Consider the following 9,194-nt stretch of genomic DNA (forward strand, 5'->3'; position numbering starts at 1 on the left):
CTGATGCTGACTACGGTGCCCGACGAGGGCACCGCCGAAACGCTCGCCGCCGGGGCGCTCGCGCAGCGCCTCGCCGCATGCGTGACGCGCCTGGGCGCCGTCCACTCGCAGTATCACTGGCAGGGCAACATCGAGTCGGGCAACGAGATCCAGCTGCTCTTCAAGACGAGCCTCGCCCGCGCGGCCGAGCTCGAACAGTTCATCCAGACCCAGCATCCCTACGAGACGCCCGAGATTCTCTCGTGGCAAGCCACGGCGTCGAATGCCTACGGGCAATGGGTCAATGCCGAGACTCAGCGCACCCTTCATGTCTAACCGCTTCGATCGGCGCTCGCGCGCCGCGCCGTACGCTTCGCTGCCCGGCTTTCTCCTGCTCGTCTGCGCTCTGCTGCCGATGCTGTTCGGTGCGTCGCTCGCGCGTGCGGCCGACGACGACTTCCTGCCGCCCGACCAGGCCTTCACGTTCAGCGCGAGCGAAGCGCCGGGCATGGTCGACGTGCACTTCAAGATCGCCGACGGCTACTACATGTACCGCGAGCGCTTCGCGTTCGCCGCGCGCAACGGCACGGCGCAGCTCGGCGAGGCGCAGATCCCGCCCGGCCATGTGAAGTTCGATCCGACCTTCCAGAAGAATGTCGAAACCTATCGGGGCGAGCTGACGATCCGCGTGCCGGTGCAAAAGGCGAGCGGTCCGTTCGATCTCGCGGTGACATCGCAGGGCTGCGCCGACGCGGGTATCTGTTATCCGCCCGCGGAACACGTGTTCCACGTGAGCGGCGCGGCTTTGCAGGCCGCTACGCCCGCCCAGAGCCCCGTGCCGGGAGCAGCAAGCCCGACGCCCGCGCCCCAGCCACAGACGAGCGCAGCGCCCGCAGCAGGCGACACCGGGGAGCCCTGGTACGAGCGCGCGACGAGCGCCGACTACGCCCAATCGCTGCTGCAAGGCGGCGGCTTTTTCGCCGTGGTCGGCCTGTACTTCGTGGCCGGCATGGTGCTGAGCCTCTTGCCCTGCTCGTACCCGATGATCCCGATCCTCTCGGCGATCATCGTCGGCGAGGGCGCCCGCGCCACGCGCTCGCGCGGCTTCGCGCTGTCGTTCGTCTACGTGCTCGGCATGGCGCTCGTCTACACGGTGCTGGGCATTGCCGCTGCGCTGGTCGGCCAGAGCCTTGGCGCATGGCTGCAGAACCCGTGGGTGCTGGGCGTGTTCGCGGTGCTCCTCACCGCGTTCGCCGTCATGCTGATCGCGGGCTACGACATCGCCCTGCCGCAGCGCTGGCAGGACGGCGCCTCGCGCGCCACCCAGGGCCGTTCCGGCGGCAAATTCGCCGCCGTCGCCGTGATGGGCGCGCTTTCCGCGCTCGTGGTCGGCGCCTGCATGACCGCGCCGCTCTTCGCGGTGCTGGCGTTCATCGCACACACGGGCAACGCCGTGCTCGGCGGCGCGGCGCTCTTTGCCATGGGCCTGGGCCTTGGCGTTCCGCTGATGATCCTCGGCCTCGGCGCGGGCTCGCTGCTGCCGCGTGCGGGTACGTGGATGGATGGCGTGAAGGTGTTCTTCGGCGTCGTGCTGCTCGCGGCCGCGCTGTGGATCGTCTGGCCGGTGCTCGGCGCCACCGCGCAGATGCTGCTTGCCGCCCTCTGGCTGCTGCTCGCGGCCGCCGCGCTCGGGCTGTTCACGCCGAACGCGGGTGCGGCCAACGTCTGGCGGCGCCTCGGGCGTGGTCTCGGCGCCGCGTTCGCGATCTGGGCCGCGACGCTGATCGTCGGTCTGGCGGCGGGTTCGACCGATCCGCTGCGCCCGCTTGCGGTGCTGGCCGCGCGCGTGGGCGGCGCGAGCGATGTTGCCGGCGCCGGCGCGGCGCAGACCGCCGGCGCCGGCGAAGCGAACGCATTGGTCTTCGCACCCGTGCGCTCGCCCGCGCAGCTCGACGCGGCGCTCAAGACTGCGGGCAAGCCGTCGATGCTCGACTTCTACGCCGACTGGTGCGTGAGCTGCAAGGAAATGGAGAAGTTCACGTTCAGCGACCCGCGCGTGCAGGCGCGCCTCGCGGAGCTGGGGCTGCTGCGCGCCGATGTGACCGCCAACAATTCGGACGACCAGGCACTGCTCAAGCGCTTCGGCCTCTTCGGACCGCCGGGCATCATCTTCTTCGATACGCAAGGGCGCGAAGTGCTGCGCGTGGTCGGCTACGAGAATGCCGACCGCTTCCTCGCGCGCCTCGATCGCGTGACGGCGCCGGCGCCGCAGACGCCGGCAGCGCCATCGACCTGATTGGCCGGATCGGCGGCATTGCGCGTGTGTGAGAACGCGCATCGGCCCAAAAGCAAAAAGGCACGTCCGTGGACGTGCCTTTTTTCATGCGATGCGCTCAGCGCTTACTTCTGCGCGCGCAGCAAACGCGCGGCGTCGAGCGCGAAATACGTGAGGATGCCGTCGGCTCCCGCGCGCTTGAACGCGAGCAGCGATTCCATCATCACCTTGTCGTGATCGAGCCAGCCGTTCTGCGCGGCGGCCTTGAGCATGGCGTACTCGCCGCTCACCTGGTACACGTAGGTCGGGAAGCGGAATTCGTCCTTCACGCGGCGCACGATGTCGAGATACGGCATGCCGGGCTTCACCATCACCATGTCGGCGCCTTCCTCGATGTCGAGGCGCACTTCACGCAGCGCCTCGTCGGAGTTCGACGGGTCCATCTGGTAGGTCATCTTGTTGCCCTTGCCCAGATTCGACGCCGAGCCCACGGCGTCGCGGAACGGACCGTAGAACGCCGAAGCGTATTTGGCCGAGTACGCCATGATGCGCGTGTGGATGTGGTTCTCGCTTTCGAGCATCTCGCGGATCGCACCGATGCGCCCGTCCATCATGTCCGAAGGCGCGACGATATCGACGCCGGCTTCCGCCTGTGCACGGGCCTGCGCGACGAGGATCTCGATGGTCTCGTCGTTGATGACGTAGCCGTTCTCGTCGAGCACGCCGTCCTGGCCGTGGCTCGTGTACGGGTCGAGCGCGACGTCGCACAGCACGCCGAGGTCGGGGAAGCGCTTCTTCAGTTCGCGCACGGCGCGCGGAATCACGCCGTCGGGGTTCGTCGCCTCGATGCCATCGGGCGTCTTGAGCGCCGGATCGACGACGGGGAAGAGCGACAGCACCGGAATGCCGAGTTCGACGCACTGTTCGGCGACGCCCATCAGCAGATCGATCGACACGCGTTCGACGCCAGGCATCGACGGCACGGCTTCGCGCACGTTGTTGCCCGCAATGACGAATACGGGGTAGATCAGGTCGTTCGTGGTGAGGAGGTTTTCGCGCATCAGACGGCGCGAGAAATCGTCACGTCGCATGCGGCGCGGACGATGATGCGGATAGAAGCTCATGTCGGCGGATATCTTGAAACGGGATGGGTCCCGGGGCGCAGGAAACTTTTCGGGACAATGGTATATCATACCGATCGAGCGAGGCGCCTGGCGCCGAGCTCCCCGCTTCTCCTCCCTGAGCGGGTGCCTGTCGTTTTTCGATAAGGCTGTTTAACCCGCCGGAAACCACGGCGGGTTTTTTTATGTGCGCCGGAAGGGGCGTAGCAAGACCCGCGGCGCAGACCGGAAAGGGCGCTTATGCCCGGCGTTGGCGTGGTCTGCGTGCGCTAGCGCACATAACGCGGCAGATGCCGCGCCGGCCTTGCGAAAAGATCTGATGAATGCGCGTGAAAAGCCCGACAGTGTGGGCTTTTGCATGATCGAGGGCCGGCCTGAAGCGACTGGCCCGAGGGCGTTACTCCGCTTGCGCGTCGGTTTCGCCGACCGATGCCTGCGGCACGATCCAGCTCTCGATCACGGCGTGCGCCTCGTCGAGCCCCACGCGCTTGAGCGCCGAAAAGAGCTGGGCGCTCAGCTTCCCTTCGTAGCCTTGCTTGCTGTACTCGTCGAACGCCTTGTTGGTCGTGCGCAGCGCGAGCACGCTTTCCTGACGCGTCAATTTGTCGCACTTCGTAAGGAGTGCGTGAATCGGTTTGCCCGTCGGCGCGAACCACTCGATCATGCGGCGGTCGAGGTCGGTGAGCGGGCGGCGCGCGTCCATCATCAGGATGAGGCCGGAGAGTTGCGCGCGCGTTTGCAGATAGAGCGAAAGCAACTGCTCCCAGTGCGCCTTCGCGGCGGCCGGCACTTCGGCGTAACCGTAGCCGGGCAGGTCGACGAGATAACCCGCCGGTTCGTCGGCGGGGCCGACCGAGAAGTAGTTGATGTGCTGGGTGCGGCCTGGCGTCTTCGAGGCGAAGGCGAGCCGCTTCTGGTTGCACAGCAGATTGATGGCGGTGGACTTGCCGGCGTTCGAACGGCCGGCGAACGCTACCTCGGGCCGCGCCGTAGCGGGCAGGTCGCGCAGATGGTTCACCGTCGTGAAGAAGCGGGCTTGGTGCAGCAGGAAGGCCATCGGAAAAGGACCACAATGTGAGACAACGCGGCGGGTGGCCCGCCGGGCCCGGACGCGCCCGGGATGGATTCTGGGATATCGGGGGCAGGCCCGACTGGCGCCGTGGCGCCTTGCGCGCTATTGTACAATGCGATGGTTTACTGAATACCAGCGAGGCCGGCGCGGGCCTTTCGAGGTAGATCGGTCGCTGTCGTACATTGCAGAACCTGATTCCCACAAGACGAAACAAGGTGCGCGAATGAATCGACTGGGCAAGTGCTTGAAGGTGTTCGAGAGTGCGATAGCGTCAGGTCTTACAGCAGGTTTATTCATGATGGCGGGGCAGGCAAGCGCGGCGGATCAGGGAACGCCGGCCAAGCCCGACGTCGCCCGGGGGCAAGCCATTGCCGCGCAGGTGTGCGCGGCCTGTCACGCGGCCGACGGCAACAGCACCGGTGGCGCGTATCCCAAGCTCGCCGGCCAGCACGCCGACTATCTCGTCAAGCAACTCAAGGACTTCAAAGCGCAGCCCGGCGGCAAGCCCGCGGCGCGCGCAAACCCCATCATGGCCGGCTTCGCTGCCGCGCTGTCAGACCAGGATATGATCAACGTCGCAGCCTGGTTCTCCTCCCAGACATCCAAACCCGGCTACGCGCGCGACGCGAAGACCGTGCCGTTCGGCCGGTCGATCTGGCGCGGCGGCATCGCCGACAAGGGCGTGCCGGCCTGTGCGGCGTGCCACGGACCCACGGGTCAGGGGATTCCGATCCAGTATCCGCGCCTCTCGGGCCAGTGGTCGGAATATATCGTTGCACAGCTCAATGCTTTCCAGCAGGGCACGCGTAACAATAACGATCCGATGCGCACCATCGCGCACCGCCTCTCAGACGACGAGATCAAGGCCGTTGCCGATTACGCGGCCGGCCTGCATTGAGCGCAGCAGGTTTGCCGCGCGTTTGATCAGCAGTTCCACGGCGCGGCCGGCCGGAAAACAAGAAAAGGGTGAGGGCGTCGTCACGCTGGCGGCGCGCCTGCACCCTTTTTTGCTGTAGCGCCTGTTCGGCAAGAAAGCAGCAAGAGCGAAAAAGCGGAGTTTGAATGAGCGTCACCACGCAGGGTTTGCAGTTGAATGTTCGCCAGAAGGCGGTGAGGAGCGCCGTCGAGCTGATCAGCTCGATGCGCTTCGCAATTGCGCTGCTCGTCGTGCTCGCCATTGCGAGCATCATCGGCACGGTGCTCACGCAGGACGACCCGTACCCGAACTACGTCAACCAGTTCGGCCCCTTCTGGGCCGACATCTTCCGCTCGCTGAGCCTCTACACGGTCTACAGCGCGTGGTGGTTCATGACGATCCTCGGCTTTCTCGTGGTGTCGGTTTCGCTGTGCGTGATCCGCAACGCGCCGAAGATGCTCGCGGACATGAAGAGCTGGAAGGACAAGGTCCGCGAAGGCAGCCTGCGCGCGTTCCATCACAAGGGCGAGTTCGCGGTGGAGGGCGGCTCGCGCGAGCAAACGGCCGCCACGCTCGGCAAGCTGGCGGGGCGCATGGGCTACCGGTTCGTCACGCGCGAGAGCGATGGCGCCACGCTCATTGCGGCCAAGCGCGGTGCGCTCACCAAGATCGGCTACATCTTCGCGCACCTCGCGATCGTGATCATTTGCCTCGGCGGCCTGCTCGACAGCAATCTGCCGATCAAATTCCAGATGTGGCTGTTCGACAAGACGCCGATCCGCAGCAACGCAGTCATCAACGACATTGCGCCCGAGCACCGGCTCTCGCAATCGAACCCGACCTTCCGCGGCTACGCCTGGGTGCCCGAGGGCCAGTTCGTCTCCACGGCCATCCTCAACCAGCCCGATGGCTCGCTGATCCAGGACCTGCCGTTCTCGATACAACTCAACAAGTTCATCGTCGATTACTACTCGACGGGCATGCCCAAGCTGTTCGCGAGCGACATCGTCGTGATCGACCACAAGACCGGCCAGCGCGTTCCGGCGCGCATCGAGGTGAACGAGCCGTTCGAGTACGACGGCGTGTCGATCTATCAGTCGAGCTTCCAGGACGGCGGCTCGCAGATGTCGATGACGGCGTGGCCCATGTCGGGCGCAGGCGCGAAGAGTTTCCCGTTCGGCGGCACGATCGGCAATTCGGCGCCGCTCGCGGTGCCCGCCGGCCAGACGGTGCCGGGCGTGGACGGTCAGACCATCGAATTCGCGGACTTCCGCGCGATCAACGTCGAGAACATCTCGAATGGCAGCGGCGCGAACGACGCGCGCGGCGTGGCGCACCAGTCGCTCAAGGAGGCGTTCGACGAGCGCCTCGGCTCCGGTGCGAAGAGCTCGAAGCCGCTCGACCTGCATAACGTCGGCCCCTCGGTGCAGTACAAGGTGCGCGACAAGAACGGCCAGGCGCGCGAGTACAACAACTACATGCTGCCCGTGGACGTGGGCGGCGGCGATCGCATGTTCCTCGCGGGCATGCGCGAGAATCCCGACGATCCGTTCCGCTACCTGCGTATTCCCGCCGACAGCGGCGGCACGCCGAAGGAGTGGATGATGCTGCGCGCGGCCTTCGAGGACCCCGCATTGCGCGTGCAGGCCGCGAAGCGTTTCGCCGCGCGCTCGGTCCCCGATTCGAACCGGGAGCTGCAACAACATCTCGAGGACAGCGCCGAGCGCGTCTTGACCCTGTTCGCAGGCTTGGATGCCCCGCAGGCCGGTGCTGCGGGCGCTGCAGGCGCCGCTGGCGGTTTCCAGGCCGTGGCGGCGTTCATCGACAAGTCGGTGCCGAAGGAGCAGCAGGAAAAGGCGGCGAGCCTCCTGCTGCGCATGCTCGAGGGTGCGACATGGGACCTCTGGCAGCTCGCGCGCGAGCAGGCCGGCGAGTCCGACCTGAAGCCCGATGCCGACGCCGCGCGCTTCGTGCAGGACTCGATCAACGCGATTTCCGACAGTTTCCTGTATGGATCGCCTGTCTATCTACAGCTCGATTCATTCAAGCAGGTGCAAGCTTCGGTATTTCAGTTGACGCGCGCGCCGGGCAAGAAAGTCGTGTATCTTGGCAGCCTATTGCTCGTGCTCGGCATCTTCTCGATGTTCTACGTGCGTGAGCGGCGTCTGTGGTTCTGGCTGAAGGACCGGAAGGGGCAGGACGGTCAGGACCACGGCGTCGACGTCATCATGGCGATGTCGACCGCCCGCCGTACCCTCGACTTCGAGAAGGAGTTCGCCCGTACCCGCGACGCGGTCGGCCGTGCGCTAGGCGCGGCGCCGCAAACCGGCACCGCGAACGAGGCGGGCGACACGAACGGCAGCGGCACGGACCGTGCGCCCTGATTCACGCACGCGATTACAGCCACTCACGATCAACACCGGTAAGCCCATGGACTTGTCTCAGGTTTCCTCCTCCGCGAAGGCTCGCCGCGCCGAACGTGCGCAGGTGGCCAATGCCGCTGTGGCGCACGGCGCCGCGACTGCCCGCGATCCCCTCGCCGACGCCCTGTTCGACGAACGCCCCTTGCTGCGGCGCCTGACGGTGGTGGACTGGCTGTTCGCGCTGGCGCTCGTGGCGGGCGCGGGCTTCGCGCTCTCGCGCTACCACGCGCACATGAATTACTACGACAAGCTGGTGCTGTGCGGCACGACGCCGGCGCTCGTCGTGCTGGGCTGGCGCTGGAAGCCGGCGCGGCTGCTCATGGCCGGCATCGCGGTGCTCGCGCTGTTCGCGATCCAGATCTACCAGGGCGACCTCGCGCGCGCGGATCAGGCGTTCTTCCTCAAGTATTTCCTCTCCAGCCAGTCGGCCATTCTGTGGATGAGCGCGCTGTTCGTGCTCGCCACGCTGTTCTACTGGATCGGCCTGCTCTCGCGCTCGCCCTCGGGCGGCTCGATCGGCTCGAAGCTCACATGGGCGGCGGTGCTCATGGGCTTCGTCGGCCTGATGGTGCGCTGGTACGAGTCCTATCTCATCGGCGCGGACGTCGGGCACATTCCCATCTCGAACCTCTACGAAGTGTTCGTGCTGTTCAGCCTCATCACCGCGCTCTTCTATCTGTATTACGAAAGACACTACGACACGCGTGCGCTCGGCGCGTTCGTGCTGCTCGTGATCGGCGCGGCCGTGGGCTTCCTGATGTGGTACTCGATCTCGCGCGACGCGCAGCAGATCCAGCCGCTCGTGCCCGCATTGCAGAGCTGGTGGATGAAGATCCACGTGCCCGCGAACTTCATCGGCTACGGCAGCTTCGCGCTTTCGGCCATGGTGGGCGTGGCGTACATCATGAAGGAGCGCGGCGTGCTGGCGGACCGCCTGCCCGCGCTCGAGGTGCTCGACGACGTCATGTACAAGTCGATCGCCGTGGGTTTCGCGTTTTTCACCATCGCGACCATTCTCGGCGCGCTGTGGGCCGCGCAGGCCTGGGGCGGCTACTGGAGCTGGGACCCGAAGGAAACCTGGGCGCTGATCGTGTGGCTCAACTACGCGGCCTGGCTGCACATGCGCCTCATGAAGGGCCTGCGAGGCGGCGTGGCGGCCTGGTGGGCGCTCACCGGGCTGCTCGTCACGACCTTCGCATTCCTCGGCGTGAACATGTTCCTTTCGGGCCTGCACAGCTACGGCAAGCTGTAACCAAATCGGCCCGCAAGACGAATTAACCGTCGGATGCCTCGCGCTCCGACGGTTTTTTTTCGTCCGCCCGGAAGTTTTCTGCGAATTGCGCGTTTGCCCGCTTGAGGTCATCCAGTCGATCCACGTCGTGCACAGCACGCCAGGACGGGTCGAGAT

At 66.0% G+C, this 9,194-nt stretch carries 7 protein-coding genes; 5 read left to right on the forward strand and 2 right to left on the reverse strand.

What is annotated here, in order from left to right; all coding sequences use genetic code 11:
• Positions 1 to 3 precede the first annotated feature (3 nt).
• Together cutA and dsbD are read left to right on the forward strand one after the other, a co-directional pair.
• Positions 4 to 315 carry a divalent-cation tolerance protein CutA gene (cutA, locus tag AB4Y42_RS33000; protein WP_211254093.1) on the forward strand — a complete coding sequence of 104 codons (312 nt, stop codon included), beginning with the start codon at positions 4 to 6 and terminating at the stop codon, positions 313 to 315.
• Positions 308 to 2,275: a protein-disulfide reductase DsbD gene (gene dsbD, locus AB4Y42_RS33005; protein ID WP_368696489.1), complete on the forward strand. Its 1,968-nt coding sequence runs from the start codon at positions 308 to 310 to the stop codon at positions 2,273 to 2,275. The genes cutA and dsbD overlap by 8 nt, the downstream gene beginning before the upstream one ends.
• Positions 2,276 to 2,379: 104 nt before the next feature.
• On the opposite strand, the gene hemB is transcribed toward dsbD, so the two are convergent.
• On the reverse strand, positions 2,380 to 3,378 hold the full coding sequence (hemB, locus tag AB4Y42_RS33010) for a porphobilinogen synthase (protein ID WP_028206531.1): 999 nt from the start codon (positions 3,376 to 3,378) through the stop codon (positions 2,380 to 2,382).
• A 394-nt stretch (positions 3,379 to 3,772) separates the two neighbouring features.
• Complete coding sequence (yihA, locus tag AB4Y42_RS33015; RefSeq protein ID WP_368691428.1) at positions 3,773 to 4,432, reverse strand: ribosome biogenesis GTP-binding protein YihA/YsxC; 660 nt, start codon at positions 4,430 to 4,432, stop codon at positions 3,773 to 3,775.
• A gap of 238 nt (positions 4,433 to 4,670) precedes the next feature.
• Here yihA and AB4Y42_RS33020 point away from each other — a divergent pair, with 238 nt between their 5' ends.
• The 3 genes from AB4Y42_RS33020 (at position 4,671) to ccsB (ending at position 9,038) form a co-directional block, all read left to right on the forward strand.
• Positions 4,671 to 5,345 (forward strand): cytochrome c, encoded by a 675-nt coding sequence (locus AB4Y42_RS33020; RefSeq protein ID WP_368691429.1) that lies wholly within the window; start codon positions 4,671 to 4,673, stop codon positions 5,343 to 5,345.
• 164 nt (positions 5,346 to 5,509) lie between these two features.
• On the forward strand, positions 5,510 to 7,747 hold the full coding sequence (locus AB4Y42_RS33025; RefSeq protein WP_368696490.1) for a cytochrome c biogenesis protein ResB: 2,238 nt from the start codon (positions 5,510 to 5,512) through the stop codon (positions 7,745 to 7,747).
• Between the two features lie 46 nt (positions 7,748 to 7,793).
• Positions 7,794 to 9,038: a c-type cytochrome biogenesis protein CcsB gene (ccsB, locus tag AB4Y42_RS33030; protein ID WP_368696491.1), complete on the forward strand. Its 1,245-nt coding sequence runs from the start codon at positions 7,794 to 7,796 to the stop codon at positions 9,036 to 9,038.
• The last annotated feature ends 156 nt before the right edge of the window (positions 9,039 to 9,194 follow it).

Source organism: Paraburkholderia sp. EG286B, assembly GCF_040965655.1.
Lineage (GTDB): Bacteria > Pseudomonadota > Gammaproteobacteria > Burkholderiales > Burkholderiaceae > Paraburkholderia.